Consider the following 18,475-nt stretch of genomic DNA (forward strand, 5'->3'; position numbering starts at 1 on the left):
TGCCGGAAATGGTCGCCGTCTGCTCGAGCGCCGCGGGCGGCGCGAACTGACGGGTTTCGTGAAGAACCGATTCAATCGCAGACATCGACAACCCCTTGGTGAACATGAATCCTCTGCATGGCGGCGCGATCGTGCGCGCCGCGCGTCGTCTTGGCCGGCGCCTGCGCGCCGCTGTCTCCCACCACCCGCACGCGGCCGCGAAGCCTGCGCACGATGCTGCACCGCACCACGTCACACGATGATGATCTGCGGCCCGGCAGTTTCCACGATAAGCGCTCCAACTTACCCGTCACTTACGCGGCATGGCCGTTTCGTGCGCCGGGCGGCGCCGCATCGAGGTCGGCTTTACGCTGTTGCGACCGCGACCCTACAATCCTAACTGAACTCGCCTTCCGGATTCCAGCTTGAATCGCTACGCCCTCTTCCTCATCCTGTCGATGCTGTTCGTCGGCAGCAACGTCGGTATCGGTAAATCCATCGTTGCATTCGTCCCCGTCGCCATCCTCGCCACGCTGCGCTTCGTGATCGCGATCGCCGTGCTGTCGCCGCTGTTCAGCCCCGTGAAGATGCGCGCGGTCAAGCGCGGCGAATGGCTGAACCTGTTCCTGCAGGCCTTCTTCGGCACCTTCATGTTCACGCTGCTGATGCTCAACGGCGTGCAGCGCACGAGCGCGGTGGCCGCGGGCGTCATCACGAGCACGATCCCGGCGATCGTCGCGCTGTTCGCGTGGCTGATCCTGCGTGAAAAACCGAACGGCCGTGCGCTCGTGTCGATCGCGCTCGCGATCATCGGCGTCGTGACGATCAACCTCGCCAACGGCGGCGCGGCCGGTCACGGCGCGCAGGGCGACGCGTCCGGCTCGCTGACCGGCAACCTGCTGATCCTCGGCGCGGTGTGCTGCGAATCGATCTACGTGATCCTGTCGCGCCGGCTCACGCAGACGCTCGCGCCGATCGACATCTGCGCGTACACGCACCTGTTCGGCCTGTTCCTGATGCTGCCGCTCGGCGCAACCGCGCTGTGGCACTTCGATTACGCGAGCGTGCCCGCCGGCACCTGGGCGCTCGTCGTCTGGTACGGGCTGTCGGCCAGCATCTTCTCGTTCTGGCTGTGGATGAAGGGCATCCGGCACGTGCCGGGCAGCCTCGCCGGCGTGTTCAGCGCGGTGCTACCGATCGCCGCGGCCGCGTACGGCATCGCGTTCCTCGGCGAGCGCCCGACGCTCGCGCACGGCATCGCGCTCGCGTGCGTCGTCGCCGGCATCGTGCTCGCGAGCCTGCGCGTGAAACGCGTGCCGGCCGCCGCGTCCTGATCCGTCCCCGGCAGTGCCGGCGCGTCGCTGCAACCGCGCCGGCCGACGCGTTACAATAGCGCGCCTTTTCAAGATCATCCCCGATACCTGCGCACCGCGCCCGTACCCCGACATGTCCGCCCCGCATTCGCCCGGCCATCCTGGCCGTCGCCCGCTTCGCCCCCTTCCCGCGCTGATTTTCATGAGCCGCTGGCTCCAGGTGCCGCTTTACCTCGGCCTGATCGTCGCGCAGGCCGTCTATGTGTTCCTGTTCCTGAAGGAAGTCTGGCACCTGCTGTCGCATGCGGCGGGCCTCGACGAAATCAGCGTGATGCTCGCCGTGCTCGGCCTGATCGACGTGGTGATGATCTCGAACCTGCTGATCATGGTGATCGTCGGCGGGTATGAAACGTTCGTGTCGCGGCTCGGCATCGAGGGCCACCCCGACGAGCCCGAATGGCTCGACCACGTGAACGCGGGCGTGCTGAAGGTCAAGCTGTCGATGGCGCTGATCAGCATTTCGTCGATCCACCTGCTGAAGACCTTCATCAACCCCGACCAGCACACGACGCACGCGATCATGTGGCAGGTGCTCATCCACGTGTCGTTCCTCGTGTCGGCGCTCGTGATGGCGTGGGTCGACCGCCTGACGACGCATACGCACCCGGCCCATTTCCACGAGGCGCATGCGCCCGCGGCGTCCCGACCGGCGGCCTGAACCGTCGGCAAACCATTCCCACTGTCCCCACAGAGTCTCAGCCATGACCGTCATCAAACAGGAAGACCTGATCCAGAGCATCGCGGATTCGCTGCAGTACATCAGCTACTACCACCCGCTCGACTACATCCAGGCCCTCGGCCGCGCGTACGAGCTGGAAGAGAGCCCGGCGGCGAAGGACGCGATTGCGCAGATCCTCACGAACAGCCGCATGTGCGCGGAAGGTAAGCGCCCGATCTGCCAGGACACCGGCATCGTGACGATCTTCGTGAAGGTCGGCATGGACGTGCGCTGGGACGGCGCGACGATGGGCCTCACCGACATGATCAACGAAGGCGTGCGCCGCGGTTACACGCACCCGGACAACGTGCTGCGCGCGTCGATCGTCAATCCGCCGGAAGGTGCCCGCAAGAACACGAAGGACAACACGCCGGCCGTGATCCACTACGAGATCGTGCCGGGCGACAAGGTCGACGTGCAGGTCGCGGCCAAGGGCGGCGGCTCGGAAAACAAGTCGAAGTTCGTGATGCTGAACCCGTCCGACTCGATCGTCGACTGGGTGCTGAAGACGGTCCCGACGATGGGCGCCGGCTGGTGCCCGCCGGGCATGCTCGGGATCGGCATCGGCGGCACCGCCGAGAAGGCGATGCTGATGGCGAAGGAATCGCTGATGGAGCCGATCGACATCCAGGAAATCATCGCGCGCGGCCCGAAGGACTGGGTCGAGGAACTGCGCGTGGAACTGCACGAGAAGGTCAACGCGCTCGGCATCGGCGCGCAGGGCCTCGGCGGCCTCGCGACCGTGCTCGACGTGAAGATCATGGCGGCGCCGACGCACGCGGCCTCGAAGCCGGTCGCGCTGATCCCGAACTGCGCGGCCACGCGCCACGCGCACTTCGTGCTCGACGGTTCGGGCCCGGCCAAGCTTGAAGCGCCGTCGCTCGATGCCTGGCCGAAGGTGCAGTGGGAGCCGAACACGGAAACCAGCAAGCGCGTCGACCTGAACACGCTGACGCCGGAAGAAGTCGCGAGCTGGACGCCGGGCCAGACGCTGCTGCTGTCCGGCAAGATGCTCACCGGCCGCGACGCCGCGCACAAGCGCATCGCCGACATGCTCGCGAAGGGCGAGCAGCTGCCGGTCGATTTCACGAACCGCGTGATCTACTACGTCGGCCCGGTCGATCCGGTGCGCGACGAAGTGGTCGGTCCGGCCGGCCCGACGACGGCCACGCGCATGGACAAGTTCACCGAGACGATGCTCGCTCAGACGGGTCTGATCTCGATGGTCGGCAAGGCCGAGCGCGGCCCGGTCGCGATCGACGCGATCAAGAAGCACAAGGCAGCCTACCTGATGGCGGTCGGCGGGGCGGCCTACCTCGTGTCGAAGGCGATCCGCGGCGCGAAGGTGCTCGCGTTCGAAGACCTCGGCATGGAAGCGATCTACGAGTTCGACGTGCAGGATATGCCGGTGACGGTGGCCGTCGATTCGTCGGGCACGTCGGTGCACCAGACCGGTCCGAAGGAATGGCAGGCGAAGATCGGCAAGATCCCGGTCGCCACCGCTTAAGCGCGATCGAACGAAAGGCCGGACGGACGTCCGGCCTTTTTACTTCTCATTCTCATTATTGTGTTCGGCCGGTCGTTCGAGGCTGATTCTCATTACACGCGAAAGGCAGGCCCGACAAGGCTTCGAGGCTTGGCTTTTCTCGTTCGAGCGATTATCGTTCGGTTTCTGAAGCCCCACTGAACAAGGAATAGCCATGCAAGGCGACAAGAAAGTCATCGAATATCTGAACGCCCAACTGAAGAACGAACTCACGGCGATCAACCAGTACTTCCTGCATGCGCGCATGTACAAGCACTGGGGCCTCGAGAAGCTCGGCAAGCACGAATACGATGAGTCGATCGGCGAAATGAAACACGCCGACTGGCTGATCGAGCGCGTGTTCATGCTCGACGGCCTGCCGAACCTGCAGGACCTGCACAAGCTGCTCGTCGGCGAGGAAACCGAAGAGATCCTGAAGTGCGACCTGAAGCTCGAGCAGATCTCGCAGTCCACCTGCAAGGAAGCGATCGCCTACTGCGAATCGGTTCGCGACTACGTGTCGCGCGAGATCTTCGAAAAGATTCTCGACGACACCGAAGAGCACATCGACTGGCTCGAAACGCAGATCGACCTGATCGGCAAGGTCGGCCTGCAGAACTATCAGCAAACGATGATGGGTTCGGCCGAGTAATCGCACCGCCCGCCCGACGATGACGAACCCGTCCGCCGCACCCGCGCCGCGCGCCACCGCCCCTGTCGGCATCTTCGACTCGGGGCTCGGCGGTCTGTCGGTGCTGCGCGCCGCGCGCGCGCATCTGCCCGGCGAATCGTTCGTCTACGTCGCCGACTCGCACCACGCGCCGTATGGCCCGCGCGACGAGGCATTCATCACGGAACGCACGCTGGCGATCGGCGAGTGGCTCGCCCGCGAAGGCGCGAAAGCGCTCGTCATCGCGTGCAACACGGCCACGGCACGGGCGATCGCGGCCATCCGCGAACGCCTGTCGATCCCGCTCGTCGGCGTCGAGCCGGGCATCAAGCCGGCCGCCGCGCTGTCCACGACCGGCGTCGCGGGCGTCCTCGCCACGCAATCGACGCTGAACAGCCCGCGCTTCCAGGCACTGCTCGACCGCTACGGCACCGGCCGCCGCTTCATCTGCCAGCCCGGCCACGGGCTCGTCGAAGCGATCGAACGCGGCGACACGAACTCGCCCGCATTGCGCGCGCTGCTCGAGCGTTACATCCAGCCGATGCTCGACGATGGCGCCGATACGCTGGTCCTCGGCTGCACGCACTACCCGTTCTTCACAGACACGATTCGTAACCTTGTTGGCGAGCGCCTGACGATCGTCGATACGAGCGATGCCATCGCGCGCCAGCTCGCGCGGGTGCTCGACGAGCGCGGTCTGCGCGCGCCGGCCGGCACGCATGCCGCGCCGCCGCGCTTCTGCTCGACAAGCGACGGCCTGCAACTGCGCGCGCTCGCGTCGACGCTGCTCGGCCTCGATGCGCCGGTCGAATCCGTCACCATTTCGTCGCCGAACGCGCGCGCCTGCGCGACCGCCTGACGCGGGTCGGTACGCCCGCTCCCGCGACGACTTCGCCTTCCCCCGCCGTTTCAAGGGTCCGATGACCTTAAAAAAAGCCCGACCCAGGCTTGTCAACCTCCGCAAAATTAATGATAATAATTCGCATTAACGTTAGCTATCGCAACTCATCATGATCGTCTGCGTGTGCAAGTCTGTTTCGGATCGCAAGATTCGCGCGTCCCTCGCCGAGGGCGTGAACTCTTTCGATGAACTCCAGTTCGAGCTCGGCGTGGCCACGTGCTGCGGCAAGTGCGAGGAGTCCGTACGCGACCTCATGGCCGAGCAAGGCGTCTGCGCGAGCCGTTGCGGTGTCGAGCATCATGCGCATCCGATTCCGGTCACGTTCTACGACCGCAAGGCCGCCTGAGCGGCGCCGAGCGTGCGCATGCGGCCCAGGCCGCATTTTTTGTCTTGACCGTCAGCAAGCCACCGTCTGCGCGAGCCAACGGCTTACCTGCCAAGGAGCCTGTGATGGAATTGCTGATCGGATTCGTAACCACCGTTTGCATCTCGCTGCTGATCTTCCGCAAGTGATGCCGATTCACCCGCCGCGCCCCGGGTGCGACGTCGTTCTTTCAAGCTAACATGCAGGCTTCGCATCTCGCTCCTGCCGGCGCCATGCCGGCTGCACCACGTATGAATCCCCGAGTGATCGTCGTCGCGGTCGGTGTGCTTGCCGCACACGCGATCATGCTGACGGCCGCGTGGCTCCATCGCAACGCACCGCCGCCGAAATCGGTCGAGGTCCAGACGATCACCGCGCAGCTCATCACGCCCGCGCCGATCGCGCAGCAGGTCGCGGCCGAGTCGATCCCGCAGCCGGCACCGCCGAAGCCCGTGCCGCGCGTAAAGCCGAAGGTCGAGCCGAAGCCGGTGCAAAAGGCGGCGAAGCCGACCCCGCAGCCGCTTGCGCCGTCGCCGGCCCCATCGCCCACACCCGCTCCCGCAGCCGATCCAACGCCGGCGCCGGCCGCGCCCGCTCCCGCGGCTCCGGCCGCCACGCCGGGCCCGGCGCGCGAAACGATGCAGGTCAGCGCACCGAAGAACGTGCCGACGCTCCAATGCAACTTCGTGAAGCCCGACTATCCGTCGATGTCGCGCCGCCGCGGCGAATCGGGCACCGCCTATGTTCACTTCGTCGTCGGCGTGACCGGCAAGATCGAAAGCATCGATCTGCAGAAGAGCAGCGGCTATCCGCGCCTCGACGATGCCGCACTCGACGCGATGCGCTCGACCACCTGCCGCCCGTACGTCGAGAACGGCCAGGCGATCCGCGCCGCCCGCACACAGCCCTACAGCTTCGGGCTCACCGACTAACCTGCCTCATCCGGAAGATTCAAAGGAAACAAAAAATGCAAAGCTACGGTATCGCGCACGTCTGGGCGCAAGGTGATTTCGTCACGCGCGCCATCGCGATCACGCTGCTCGTGATGTCGGTCCTGTCGTGGATCGTGATCGTCATCAAGGGCTGGAACGTGATCCGCCTGAACCGCCTCACGAAGAATGCCGAACAGGCATTCTGGCATTCCGACAATTTCGACGACGGCATCAAGAAGCTCGGCCTCGCCGCATCGACGCCGAACGACAACCCGTTCCTCGCGCTCGCGCTGTCGGGCAAGGAAGCCGCCGACCACCACCATCAGACGCAACCGCACCTGCACGACCGCATGGACGTATCGGACTGGGTCACGCGCTGCCTGAAGGACACGATGGACGAAGGCATTTCGCGCATGCAGAGCGGCCTCGCGATCCTCGCATCGGTCGGCAGCACGGCGCCGTTCGTCGGCCTGTTCGGCACGGTCTGGGGCATCTATCACGCGCTGCTTGCGATCGGCGCCACCGGCCAGACGTCGATCGACCAGGTCGCAGGCCCGGTCGGCGAATCGCTGATCATGACGGCCTTCGGCCTGTTCGTCGCGATTCCCGCGGTGCTCGGCTACAACGCGCTGACCCGCGCGAACAAGGGCGTCGTCAGCAAGCTGCGCCGCTTCGCGCACGGCCTGCATGCGTACTTCGTGACGGGCGCGAGCCTCGCGTCGTCGTCGACGCGCGACGGCCTGCGTCTCGCATCGCGCGCCGCCAGCTGAGACGAGGTGAACCATGGCCATGAACACCGGTTTCAGCGACGATGACGACGATGCCGTGATGAGCGAGATCAACATGACGCCGCTCGTCGACGTCATGCTCGTACTCCTGATCATTTTCCTCGTGACGATCCCGGCGATGCAGCATGCGGTGAAGATCGACCTGCCGCACGCCAGCAGCCAGCCCGTCGACGAAAAGCCGCAGACCGTCGACGTCGCGATCCAGGGCGACGGCACGATCCTGTGGGACGACCACACGGTCACGCGCGAACAGCTGCAGGCACGCATTGCGGAAGCTGCGAAGCGCACGCCGCAGCCGGAATTGCATCTGCGCGCGGACCGCAAGGTTGCCTACGAACACGTCGCGGAAGTGATGTCGGATGCGCAAGCTGGCGGCCTGACAAAACTCGGCTTCGTGACGGAGCCGGGCGCGAAAGCGAAGTAACGCACGCACGTTCCGCCGTCGCCACTGCGCAGCTAGCCGGCCGTACCTAACCGGCCGTACCTAAAGTAAAAGGCCTTCATCGCCAGATGAAGGCCTTTTTTCATGCGCACGCGGGCGCCTTCGGGCGGCGGGCTCTTCGGCGGTATCGGTTACGCCTCGAGCAACGCAAATGCGACTCTGCCGTGGTCTGCACGGACTGCGCGTTCTGCCCTATCTGGCTCACAATATATGCGGCCACCTGATTTCGCTCAGAACTTCCTTCGCGAAATGGGATTTCAATATAGGCCCGCCCGCGCACGCATTCAAGGTTCCGGCGATTGAAACTTGCGATTGCAGCCGACGCTTCAATGACAAAACAAATTTGCGTCGTCGTGCGTGCCGTGTTCAGGTGGCCGAAACATCGGCTGCCGTTTCCTTCTTCGCACGCTCGGGGCAACCCGGCTCCTTGTATGCGCCATGGTCGAGCTTCTCGACCAGGTAATCGACGAACGCACGGACCGCGGGCGGCATCCCCTGACGCGACACGAACACCGCATACAGCTGCGGCACCGGCAGCGTCCAGCCCGGCATCACCGGCGACAGTTGCCCCGCGCGCAACGCGTTGCCGTACATCATCTCCGGCAGCGCCGCGATGCCGAGGCCGTCGAGCACGGCCTCGCGGATCGTCATCAGGTCGGCCGTCACGAGACGCGGATCATGCTCGTGCACGTGACGCGTTCCGTCCGGCGCGATCAGGTTGAATACGTGCCGGCCGTCGACGCTCGGCGTATCGAGCGTCTCGAAGCCGGTCAAGTCGTCCGGCGCCAGCGGCGGCGCGTTCTGGCTCAGCAGGCTCGGCGCGCCGACCAGCATCTGCTCGGTGCGCCACAGCGGCCGCACGACGATGTTCGCGTTCTGCGGCGGCTCCGAGCGCACGCGCAACGCGACGTCGATCGAATCCTCGAACAGGTCGATCACGCGATTCGTCACGCGCACATGCACCTTCACCTCGGGATAGCGGCGCAGGAATTCGGGCAGGATGCGCGACAGCATTGTCTGCGACAGCGTCACCGGCACGCTAACGCGCACCGAGCCGCGTGGCGACGCGCGCAATTGCTGCACCGCGTTCATCGCGGCCCGTGCTTCGGCGAGCATCGCCTGGCAATGCTGGTAGAACAGCTCCCCCGCCTCGGTCAGTGCGAGCTTGCGCGTCGAGCGCTGAAGCAGGCGCACGCCGAGCGCGGCCTCGAGCTCGGTCAGGCGCCGCGACAGACGCGATTTCGAGATGCCCAGCACGCGTTCGGCGGCCGAAAAGCCCCCATGTTCAACGACCTGCGAGAAGTACATCAGGTCGTTCAGGTTATGTGCATCGATATTCATCTCATCGTTCCAATTTCAGAACAATCCATTGCGAACCACCGCCAATCGAACGGGAAAACGCCCAATATAATAGCGCTATGTTTCAAAAATAACGCTATTCCGATGATTTCGAGGGCTTCCCATGACCACCGCTCGCTCGCTTGATCGCACCTACCCCGCGCTTCGCACCACCGAAGGCGGCGGTTTCGTGGTTCACCGCCCGTTCCCGACGCGGCTGCTGATGGATTTCGATCCGTTCCTGCTGCTCGATGAAATGGGCCCCGTCGACTACGCGCCCGGCGAAGCCGTGGGTGCGCCCGACCATCCGCATCGCGGCTTCGAGACCGTGACCTACGCGCTCGATGGACGCTTCCGCCATCGCGACTCGTCCGGCCATGCCGGCACGCTCGGCCCCGGCGACGTGCAGTGGATGACGGCCGGCGCCGGCGTCGTGCACAGCGAGATGCCCGAACCGGCGTTCGCTCGGGCAGGCGGACGCTCCCACGGCTTCCAGCTGTGGGTCAACCTGCCGCGCCGCGACAAGATGATCGCGCCGCGCTACCAGGAGATCCCGGCCGCCCGCATTCCGACCGCGACATCGCCGGACGGCCGCGCGCGCGTGCGCGTCATCGCGGGCGAAGCATTCGGCGTAAAAGCCGCGATCGAGACGCGCACGCCGATCCTCTACCAGCACTTCACGCTGGAGCCCGGTGCAACGGTCACGCAGCCCGTGCCGGCCGGTTATCGCGTGTTTGCCTATCCGATCGACGGAAGGGGCCTTTACGGGCCCGACAGGCAAGCTGTCGACGCACGGCACATGATCGTCTACGGCGACGATGGCGACACCGTCACGTTCGCTGCCGGCGACACGTCGCTCGACCTGCTGCTGATCGGCGGCGTGCCGCTCAACGAGCCGATCGTCCGTTACGGCCCGTTCGTGATGAATACCGAGGAAGAGATCCGGCAGGCTGTCGTCGACTATCAGACCGGTCGCATGGGTCGCATCGAAGCGTGAATCGGATCGGGTGGCAGGTGCCGCGAAGCCGATGGTTTTGCGTCACAATAACTTCTTGAACCATGTGGCCGCCCGCCACCAGAAGGAACCCGTCCCCTTGAACTTCGAACATCTGATCCAGATCAATTCCGACGATCCGGCCGTGCCGAGCCTCAACCGCGACCAGCTCTGGGAAGGTCTCGTCCTGCGTGCCGAACAGCCGCAACTGTTCGTGATCGGCCTCGACAGCTGCGTCATCCGCGAGCGGACGGACACGACGCTCGAACGCGAACTGCACTACGGCCACGCGACCGTGCGCGACCACGTGACGTTCACGCCGAACCAGCAGGTCCGCTACGACATCCGTGCGGCCGATGGCGAGATCGGTGGCTCGCTGACGATGACGATCGAGGAACGCGACGACCACGAGCTGTTCCTGCGTTTCGAGTACCGCACGACGCTGACGGTCACCGACGACAGCGAAGAAGCGCGACAGACGCACGGGATCGTCAAGGAGGCGTACCGCACGTCGGACATCGACACCGTTCGCCTGATCCGCGAATACGCGCAGGGTCGCAAGGACCCTGATCCGCTGCACTGAACCCGGCGGCGGCCTGCGGGCCGCCCCTTTGACTCAGGCTATCAGCCCAGACGAATCGATCGATAAAGAGTTTTTGTAAATGGGAATAGTTATCATTTAGAATTCATTCCATCGTATCGACAGTCACCGATCAAACCGAATGACCGACACCATGCGCCCGACCACGCTGACCCTGCGCCGCACCACGAGCACCGCAGCCAGCAGCCGCCAGAAGACGGCAGCGGTCACCACGCCGGCGAAACCCGCCGGCAACCGCGATGCAGGCACGCGGGTCGTCAACAGCGATGCGCTGCTGCAAGGCCAAAGCCACGTCAGCATCGCGCATAACGGAGAGACTTATCAGTTGCGGGCCACGCGGCTCGGCAAACTGATCCTGACGAAGTAACGACCGAGTATTGTGGGGACCACCTCCCTGAGAGGTGTTGGGCAGTAGCCAGCGTAACGGCTTGCACGCGAGATCTAGACCCCTTCGTGCAAACACACTCAAGCAGCCGTTGCAGCAAGCCAAGCCACTTTTTTGGTTCTCGCACAAGGAAGAAAAAAGCGACACGTCGATGGACGTGTCGCTTTTTCGTTTGGGCAGCCAATGCGCGAAGCACGCCGCCCGGGTCACAGCTGCCGTCAATGCGCGACAGCGAGAAGCGACATACACGCCGCTTCAGAACCCCCAGAACATCAACCACCACGCGCTGTCGATGACGGCCAGCCCGACCGCGAACCACGCGAATGCCGCGAGCCGGCGCGGCCACGTCGCATAGCGCCCCGTCACCTGCCACGCGAGCCACGCACTCCATACGTTGGCGCCGACCAGAATCGCGATGCGCACATCGGTAGCCCAGCCGAGCGGTACATGCTCCGCGCGCAGCAACGACAGCGTCGTGGCCGACAGCCCGAGGAACACGCCCGCGCCCGCGATCGGGATCAGCGCCTGGGCGAGGTGATGCAGGCGCACGCGATCGAAACGGCCGAGCATCAATGTGGCGCCGGCCAGCAACACCAGCAGCGCCGTGCCGTACACGAGCCCCGTGCCGACGATGTAGCTGACGACCAGCCCGCCATCGAGCCAGGAGAACACGTCATTGCGATCCGGGTAGTGCGTGAGCAGGAACCACGGCGCATTGGTCTCGAGCGGCCACGTGATGTCCTGATCGATCAGCCAGCCCGCGAGCCATTGCTTGATCTGCACGAACCACGGGCTGACGGTCCAGTGGAACGCACCGATCGCCACGCCGAGCAAGCCGTACAGGATCAGCGCGGTGTCCCACGGATTGGCCCGCTCCGCACCGAGATTCACGACTTCGTCGGACGGCGAGCGCAGCGACAGCGAAATCGCGTCGCGGTGCCCGCTGCAGCGGCCGCACATATGGCAGTCCGCCGCGCCCTTCATGTTGCGCAACGGCACGAGCGGCGCGCAATTGATCGGAATCACGCGATGGCCGTGCTCGCCGTTCTTGTACGAACGGCGCCACGCATCCTCGTCGACCTTGTAGCGCATCGGCGCAAGCCGCGCGAGCAGCCCGAACACGCCGTTGACCGGGCACAGATACTTGCACCACACGCGCTTCTCGCGACCGTACAGCACGCCGATCACGATCGCGCCGACGGTCGAGCCGCCGAGCACGAACAGCACCGCGAGCGGGTACTGGTACACGCTGACCATCTGCCCGTAGATCGTCGTGATGCCGAACGCGACGAACGGCCAGCCGCCCCACCGGATCCAGCGCGGAATCGGGCCGCCGCGGCCGAACTTGCTCGCGTATTCGGTGAGCGCGCCCTCCGGGCACAGCACGCCGCACCACACGCGGCCGAGCATCACCATCGACAGCAGCACGAACGGCCACCAGATGCCCCAGAACGCGAACTGCGCGATGAGCGTGAGGTTGTTCCACAGATGCGCGGAATCGTCCGGCAGCGGCAGCACGGCCGGCACGATGATCAGGAACGCGTAGACGGCGACGACGATCCACTGGATACCCCGGATCAGCGCACCGTGGCGCTGCATCCACTGGCCGGCCTGCGCGAGCCAGCCCGGCTTGACGGCGGCGATAACGCTCATGCCACGCGACCCGCTGCGACGGCCGGACGGCGGCTCGCGCGCTTCATCAGCAGCCAGACGACCGCCCAGTAAACCGCATAGGCGACCAGGTTGGTCAGCGCCGGATGCGCGCGATAGCCGGTCAGCGTCGCGACGAGCGAACCGAACGTGCCCGAATCATCGAGGATCGCGGACGTGTCCCACACTTGCGAGATGCCGAGCGGCAGGATTTCCTTGTCGATCAGCTTGTCGACGCCGGTCTGGAACAGGCCCGCGCCGAGGAACAGCAGCATCACTTCGGTGACGCGGAAGAAATGCCGCCACGAGAAGTACTTGCCGCCGAGTTGCAGCAGATAGAACGTGAGGAACGCGAGGCCGAGACCGATCACGACCGCAAGCATCTGGCTGCCATCGACGTGGCCCGACTGGCCGAAACCGAGGCCGTACAGGAAGATCACCGTCTCGCTGCCTTCGCGCGCGATCGCGAGCGCGACCAGCACGGCGACGCCCCACCAGTTCGAATCGCGCGTGCTTTGCTGCAGCGATTGCTCCATGTCGCGCTTCAGCGTGCGGCCGTGCCGGCGCATCCACAGCACCATCTGCACGATCAGCACGCACGCGATCAGCACCATCGCCGTCTGGAAATAGTCCTGCGCGTCGCCGGACAACACTTCGGTGAACCCGACCAGCGCGGCGCCGAGGCCGACGGCCATCAGCAGGCCGACGCCGACGCCGGCCCAGAGGAAAGGCAGGCCGCGGCGCGCGTCGTCGTCGCCGTTTTTCAGCCATGCATAGAGAATGCCGACGACGAGCAGCGCTTCGACGCTCTCCCGCCAGACGATGAACAAGATCTGACCCATCGATACCTCCTGACGCGCGGGGCAAGGGACTGGCGCGCCCGCGCGCAGATAAAACGCGTTACTTCGCGACGATCACGCCCTGTGCCTGCTGGTGGAAATCGTCGAAAAACTTGTATTCGCCCGGCGACAGCGGGGCGACGACGACGAACGAGTCGGCGCCCGGCGCGAGCACCTTCTCCTTGCGCAACTGCACGCTCTCGAATTCGGCGGCACCCTTGCCGGTGTTCCTGATCTCGATTTTGAAACGCTGGCCGGCCGGCACTTCGATGCGGGCGGGGTTCAGCTTGCCGTCCGTCATCTCGAGCTTGAACGTCGGCAGATCGGCCGCATGGGCCGCGCCGGCAAGCCACAGCGCAGCGGCTGCGGCGACGATTTTCTGGGGAATTTTCATACTGGGTTCTCTACGCCGACGGCGCGCCGAAGCGCGCCGTTCGTGATGCCACCGGTCAGTAACCGCCCTTCTTGCCGATACCGGCGAACGGGAAGTCGTACTCGAGCGTGATGGGCTTGAACCACGGGCCCACGCCCGTTTCCTTGTCGATGTGGCGACCGAACGCCATGTGACCGGACTGCATCGGCGGCTTGACGACCAGCGTCAGGTGGTACTTGCCGGGGCCGGCGAGCTTCACGTTGTCGCCGTAGTGCGGGCCGTCGCTCGCGACCATGCCCATCAGGTCGCCTTCGGCCTTCCACTTCGTGTCGCCCTGCTTCGTCAGCTTGTAGGTGACCTGCAGGTACGGCATCCAGTCGCCTTCCGCGAAACCGGTCGGGTTGTTCTTGACCGCATGGATGTCGGCCTCAAGGTGGATGTCGGAATCCGACGCCTTGCGCATCATGCCTTCCGGGTCCATCGTGATCGGCTGCAGATACACCGCGCCGATTTCCATGCCGCCCTGGATCTGCTGCTTGCCGATCGGATACTCGGCAGCCGAGGCCGACATCGCGGCCAGCGCCGCCGCTACCGCAACCGTCGTGCGGATGAACGAAGAACCCAACATGGACACTCCTTGTTATTTGTCTGACTATCTTGACGACATGCGGGCCGCCGCCGGGCCGCCCGCTGGAAACACTAACGCGACGAAGAACGTTAATGCGAACTATTCTCAATACATGGGGAGTTTAGCACCGAACCCGTTCCGGAACAAACGGAGAGCGCCGTAAACCCCTGATCCGACAAGGCTTACAGGCGCTTTACCAAAAGGATACGGTGACGTTTGGAAAGATTTACCGCCCGCCGCTGATGTGGTCGCCGACGTTCGCGCCGAACACGCGTTCGCGCAGCACGGCAAGCTGGTCGCGGGTCGCGGCGGCCTTCTCGAACTCGAGGTTCTTCGCGTAGTCGGCCATCTGCTTCTCGAGGCGCTTGATTTCCTTCGCGAGCTGCTTTTCCGACATGTCCTCGAATTTCGCGCGCTGCTGCGCCTCCTTCAGCTCCGCACGCGCGTCGTCGGCGTTGTAGACGCCGTCGATGATGTCCTTGATGCGCTTCACGACGCCGCGCGGCGTGATGCCCATCTTTTCGTTGTACGCGATCTGCTTCGCGCGGCGCCGCTCGGTTTCGCCGATCGCGCGCTTCATCGACTCGGTCATGTTGTCCGCGTAGAGGATCGCCTTGCCGTTCACGTTCCGCGCGGCGCGGCCGATCGTCTGGATCAGCGAGCGCTCGGCGCGCAGGAAGCCTTCCTTGTCCGCGTCGAGGATCGCGACGAGCGACACTTCGGGAATGTCGAGGCCCTCGCGCAGCAGGTTGATCCCGACCAGCACGTCGAACGTGCCGAGCCGCAGGTCGCGGATGATCTCGACGCGCTCGACCGTATCGATGTCGCTGTGCAGGTAACGCACCTTGACGCCATGGTCGGCCAGGAACTCGGTCAGCTGTTCGGCCATGCGCTTCGTCAGCGTCGTGATCAGCACGCGCTCGCCGGCCTTCACGCGCGCGTTGATCTCGGTCAGCACGTCGTCGACCTGCGAGCTCGCCGGCCGCACTTCGATTTCCGGATCGACGAGGCCCGTCGGTCGCACGACCTGCTCGGCGATCTGCCCCGTCACGCGCTTCTCGTAGTCGGCCGGCGTGGCCGACACGAACACGACCTGCCGCATCTTGCGCTCGAACTCGGGGAACTTCAGCGGCCGGTTGTCGAGCGCGGACGGCAGGCGAAACCCGTAATTGACGAGGTTTTCCTTGCGTGCGCGGTCGCCGTTGTACATGCCGTTCAGCTGGCCGATCAGCACGTGAGATTCGTCGAGCAGCATCAGCGCATCGGGCGGCAGGTAGTCGACGAGCGTCGGCGGCGGATCGCCGGGCGCCGCGCCCGAGAAATGCCGCGAATAGTTCTCGATGCCCTTGCAGAAGCCGAGCTCCTGCAGCATCTCGAGATCGAAGCGCGTGCGCTGCTCGAGGCGCTGCGCCTCGACGAGCTTGCCTTCGCGATGGAAGAACTCGAGCCGTTCGCGCAATTCGTCCTTGATCGTCTCGACCGCGCGCATCACGGTGTCGCGCGGCGTCACGTAGTGCGACGACGGATACACGGTGAAACGCGGAATCTTCTGCCGCACGCGCCCGGTCAGCGGGTCGAACAGGTGCAGCGTCTCGACCTCGTCGTCGAACAGCTCGACGCGCACGGCCATTTCCGCGTGTTCGGCGGGGAAGATGTCGATCGTGTCGCCGCGCACGCGGAACGTGCCGCGTTGGAAATCCTGCTCGTTGCGCGTGTATTGCATCGCGATCAGCCGCGCGATCACGTCGCGCTGGCCGAGCTTGTCGCCGGTTCGCAGCGTCAGGATCATCTGGTGGTATTCGGACGGATTGCCGATACCGTAGATCGCCGACACCGTCGCGACGATCACCACGTCGCGGCGCTCCATCAGGCTCTTCGTCGCCGACAGCCGCATCTGCTCGATGTGCTCGTTGATCGACGAATCCTTCTCGATGAACAGGTCGCGCTGCGGCACGTAGGCCTCAGGCTGGTAGTAGTCGTAGTACGAGACGAAATACTCGACCGCGTTGCGCGGGAAGAACTCCCGGAACTCCGCGTAAAGCTGGGCCGCGAGCGTCTTGTTCGGCGCGAACACGATCGCCGGGCGGCCGAGCCGCGCGATCGTGTTCGCCATCGTGAAGGTCTTGCCCGAACCGGTTACGCCGAGCAGCGTCTGGAAGGCAAGGCCGTCGCCGACGCCTTCGACGAGCGTGTCGATCGCGGTCGGCTGGTCGCCCGCGGGCGGATAGGGCTGGTAAAGCTGGAACGGCGACCCTTCGAAAGTGACGAATTTGGATTCGTCGAGCGCGTCGCCGACTTCGGCATGATGTTCGGACATGGAATGCGGCCGGAGCAAGGGCAAAGAAAGCATTCTAGCGCTTCGCGACCGTGCGAACTGCTGTCGACTCCTGACGCGCGACGGCCGCCCGAAATCGCGATTCGTCGCCTTGATCGCGACGGAATGACCGCCCCCGCCAGCATGAATTCGCTACAATGTCAGGCTGCTGCGCTTCCCGGCGTCGCGTCGCAGGCGCGGTCCACTGCGCCCGCCCCGCCGGTTGAAAGCCTGACCCTATTTTCACTACTGCCGAATCATCATGTCGCTCTTCTCCGCTGTCCAGCTTGCTCCCCGCGACCCGATCCTGGGCCTGAACGAAGCCTTCAACGCCGATGCGCGTCCGACCAAGGTCAACCTCGGCGTCGGCGTGTACACGAACGAAGACGGCAAGATTCCGCTGCTGCGCGCGGTTCGCGACGCGGAAAAGGCGCGTGTCGAGGCCGGCCTGCCGCGCGGTTACCTGCCGATCGACGGGATCGCCGCCTACGATGCAGCCGTGCAGAAGCTGCTGCTCGGCAACGACTCGCCGCTGATCGCGGCGGGCCGCGTGGTCACGGCCCAGGCACTGGGCGGCACCGGCGCGCTGAAGATCGGCGCCGATTTCCTGCGCACCCTGAACCCGAACGTGAAGGTCGCGATCAGCGATCCGAGCTGGGAAAACCATCGCGCGCTGTTCGAAGCGGCCGGCTTCGAGGTCGTCGCGTACCCGTACTACGACGCGGCCACCCACGGCGTGAACTTCGAAGGCATGCTGTCGGCGCTGAACGGCTACGCGGCCGGCACGGTCGTCGTGCTGCACGCGTGCTGCCACAACCCGACCGGCGTGGACCTGACCGAAGCGCAATGGCAACAGGTCGTCGACGTCGTGAAGGCGCGCAACCTCGTGCCGTTCCTCGACATGGCCTACCAGGGCTTCGGCGAGAACATCGAAGCCGATGCCGCTGCCGTGCGCCTGTTTGCCGCGGCCGACCTGAACGCGTTCGTGTCGTCGTCGTTCTCGAAGTCGTTCTCGCTGTACGGCGAGCGCGTCGGCGCGCTGTCGATCATCACGTCGAGCAAGGAAGAAGCCACGCGCGTGCTGTCGCAACTGAAGCGCGTGATCCGCACGAACTACTCGAACCCGCCGACCCACGGCGGCGCAGTGGTCGCAGCGGTGCTCGCGTCGCCGGAACTGCACGCTTCGTGGGTGCAGGAACTCGGCGAAATGCGCGATCGCATCCGCGCGATGCGCAATGGTCTCGTCGAACGCCTGAAGGCGAGCGGCGTCGATCGTGACTTCAGCTTCATCAACGCGCAGCGCGGGATGTTCTCGTATTCGGGCCTGACCTCGGCACAAGTCGATCGCCTGCGCGACGAGTTCGGCATCTATGCGGTCGGCACGGGCCGGATCTGCGTGGCCGCGCTGAACACGCGCAACCTCGACGCGGTCGCCAATGCGGTCGCAGCGGTCCTGAAGTAAAGCCGCGCCGGGAGGCGGCTGTCACCGGCCCCGCCCCGCCGACATGAAAAACGCGCTCCACGGAGCGCGTTTTTTGTGCAGTCCAGCGTCCAGCGCGGCGGACGGCGATACCGCCCGCTCCCGCGTTACTGCATGAACCAGCCGTGGCTGACGACGAACGACTGGCCGGTGAGCGCGGCGCTCGGGAACGCCGACAGGA

General features: G+C 65.1%; 19 protein-coding genes. 13 read left to right on the top strand and 6 right to left on the bottom strand.

The window, feature by feature from the left end:
• Positions 1-404 precede the first annotated feature (404 nt).
• From J8I35_RS33720 to J8I35_RS33760, 9 genes are all read left to right on the top strand, one after another.
• Complete coding sequence (locus J8I35_RS33720) at positions 405-1,313, top strand: DMT family transporter (protein ID WP_209929328.1); 909 nt, start codon at positions 405-407, stop codon at positions 1,311-1,313.
• A 112-nt stretch (positions 1,314-1,425) separates the two neighbouring features.
• Positions 1,426-2,010 carry a TIGR00645 family protein gene (locus J8I35_RS33725; RefSeq protein WP_050018193.1) on the top strand — a complete coding sequence of 195 codons (585 nt, stop codon included), beginning with the start codon at positions 1,426-1,428 and terminating at the stop codon, positions 2,008-2,010.
• 43 nt (positions 2,011-2,053) lie between these two features.
• Positions 2,054-3,577 carry a fumarate hydratase gene (locus tag J8I35_RS33730; RefSeq protein ID WP_050018192.1) on the top strand — a complete coding sequence of 508 codons (1,524 nt, stop codon included), beginning with the start codon at positions 2,054-2,056 and terminating at the stop codon, positions 3,575-3,577.
• 193 nt (positions 3,578-3,770) lie between these two features.
• Positions 3,771-4,247, top strand: coding sequence for a bacterioferritin (gene bfr, locus J8I35_RS33735; RefSeq protein ID WP_043188739.1), 477 nt, complete (start codon positions 3,771-3,773; stop codon positions 4,245-4,247).
• Positions 4,248-4,266: 19 nt separating this feature from the next.
• Complete coding sequence (murI, locus tag J8I35_RS33740; protein WP_209929329.1) at positions 4,267-5,124, top strand: glutamate racemase; 858 nt, start codon at positions 4,267-4,269, stop codon at positions 5,122-5,124.
• A 151-nt stretch (positions 5,125-5,275) separates the two neighbouring features.
• Entirely contained in the window at positions 5,276-5,512 is a 237-nt protein-coding gene (locus J8I35_RS33745) for a (2Fe-2S)-binding protein (protein ID WP_006482749.1), read from the top strand.
• 218 nt (positions 5,513-5,730) lie between these two features.
• A complete protein-coding gene (locus J8I35_RS33750; protein ID WP_124557682.1) occupies positions 5,731-6,462 on the top strand; it encodes an energy transducer TonB in 732 nt (243 codons plus the stop codon).
• Between the two features lie 35 nt (positions 6,463-6,497).
• A complete protein-coding gene (locus J8I35_RS33755) occupies positions 6,498-7,232 on the top strand; it encodes a MotA/TolQ/ExbB proton channel family protein (protein WP_006483875.1) in 735 nt (244 codons plus the stop codon).
• A gap of 13 nt (positions 7,233-7,245) precedes the next feature.
• Positions 7,246-7,674 (top strand): biopolymer transporter ExbD, encoded by a 429-nt coding sequence (locus J8I35_RS33760; RefSeq protein WP_006478310.1) that lies wholly within the window; start codon positions 7,246-7,248, stop codon positions 7,672-7,674.
• Between the two features lie 384 nt (positions 7,675-8,058).
• On the opposite strand, the gene J8I35_RS33765 is transcribed toward J8I35_RS33760, so the two are convergent.
• Entirely contained in the window at positions 8,059-9,033 is a 975-nt protein-coding gene (locus J8I35_RS33765) for a LysR substrate-binding domain-containing protein (protein ID WP_050018189.1), read from the bottom strand.
• Positions 9,034-9,154: 121 nt separating this feature from the next.
• On the opposite strand from J8I35_RS33765, the gene J8I35_RS33770 reads away from it, so the two are divergent.
• From J8I35_RS33770 to J8I35_RS33780, 3 genes are all read left to right on the top strand, one after another.
• The gene (locus J8I35_RS33770; protein ID WP_050018188.1) at positions 9,155-10,027 is read left to right on the top strand and encodes a pirin family protein; all 873 of its coding nucleotides are present in this window, start codon (positions 9,155-9,157) and stop codon (positions 10,025-10,027) included.
• 97 nt (positions 10,028-10,124) lie between these two features.
• Positions 10,125-10,607 carry an SRPBCC family protein gene (locus tag J8I35_RS33775; RefSeq protein WP_050018187.1) on the top strand — a complete coding sequence of 161 codons (483 nt, stop codon included), beginning with the start codon at positions 10,125-10,127 and terminating at the stop codon, positions 10,605-10,607.
• A gap of 139 nt (positions 10,608-10,746) precedes the next feature.
• Positions 10,747-10,992, top strand: a complete 246-nt coding sequence (locus J8I35_RS33780) for a hemin uptake protein HemP (RefSeq protein ID WP_050018186.1) — start codon at positions 10,747-10,749, stop codon at positions 10,990-10,992.
• 273 nt (positions 10,993-11,265) lie between these two features.
• On the opposite strand, the gene J8I35_RS33785 is transcribed toward J8I35_RS33780, so the two are convergent.
• From J8I35_RS33785 to uvrB, 5 genes are all read right to left on the bottom strand, one after another.
• Entirely contained in the window at positions 11,266-12,663 is a 1,398-nt protein-coding gene (locus J8I35_RS33785) for a 4Fe-4S binding protein (protein ID WP_050018185.1), read from the bottom strand.
• Positions 12,660-13,502 (bottom strand): FTR1 family protein, encoded by an 843-nt coding sequence (locus tag J8I35_RS33790; protein ID WP_209929330.1) that lies wholly within the window; start codon positions 13,500-13,502, stop codon positions 12,660-12,662. The genes J8I35_RS33785 and J8I35_RS33790 overlap by 4 nt, the downstream gene beginning before the upstream one ends.
• Before the next feature lie 58 nt (positions 13,503-13,560).
• The gene (locus J8I35_RS33795; RefSeq protein WP_006478303.1) at positions 13,561-13,893 is read right to left on the bottom strand and encodes a cupredoxin domain-containing protein; all 333 of its coding nucleotides are present in this window, start codon (positions 13,891-13,893) and stop codon (positions 13,561-13,563) included.
• A 55-nt stretch (positions 13,894-13,948) separates the two neighbouring features.
• Complete coding sequence (locus tag J8I35_RS33800) at positions 13,949-14,500, bottom strand: iron transporter (protein WP_209929331.1); 552 nt, start codon at positions 14,498-14,500, stop codon at positions 13,949-13,951.
• A 226-nt stretch (positions 14,501-14,726) separates the two neighbouring features.
• Complete coding sequence (uvrB, locus tag J8I35_RS33805) at positions 14,727-16,817, bottom strand: excinuclease ABC subunit UvrB (protein WP_050018183.1); 2,091 nt, start codon at positions 16,815-16,817, stop codon at positions 14,727-14,729.
• A gap of 259 nt (positions 16,818-17,076) precedes the next feature.
• On the opposite strand from uvrB, the gene J8I35_RS33810 reads away from it, so the two are divergent.
• Positions 17,077-18,276, top strand: a complete 1,200-nt coding sequence (locus J8I35_RS33810) for an amino acid aminotransferase (protein ID WP_124557677.1) — start codon at positions 17,077-17,079, stop codon at positions 18,274-18,276.
• Positions 18,277-18,475: the final 199 nt, after the last annotated feature.

It is taken from the genome of Burkholderia sp. CpTa8-5, from assembly GCF_017815045.1.
Lineage (GTDB): Bacteria > Pseudomonadota > Gammaproteobacteria > Burkholderiales > Burkholderiaceae > Burkholderia > Burkholderia sola.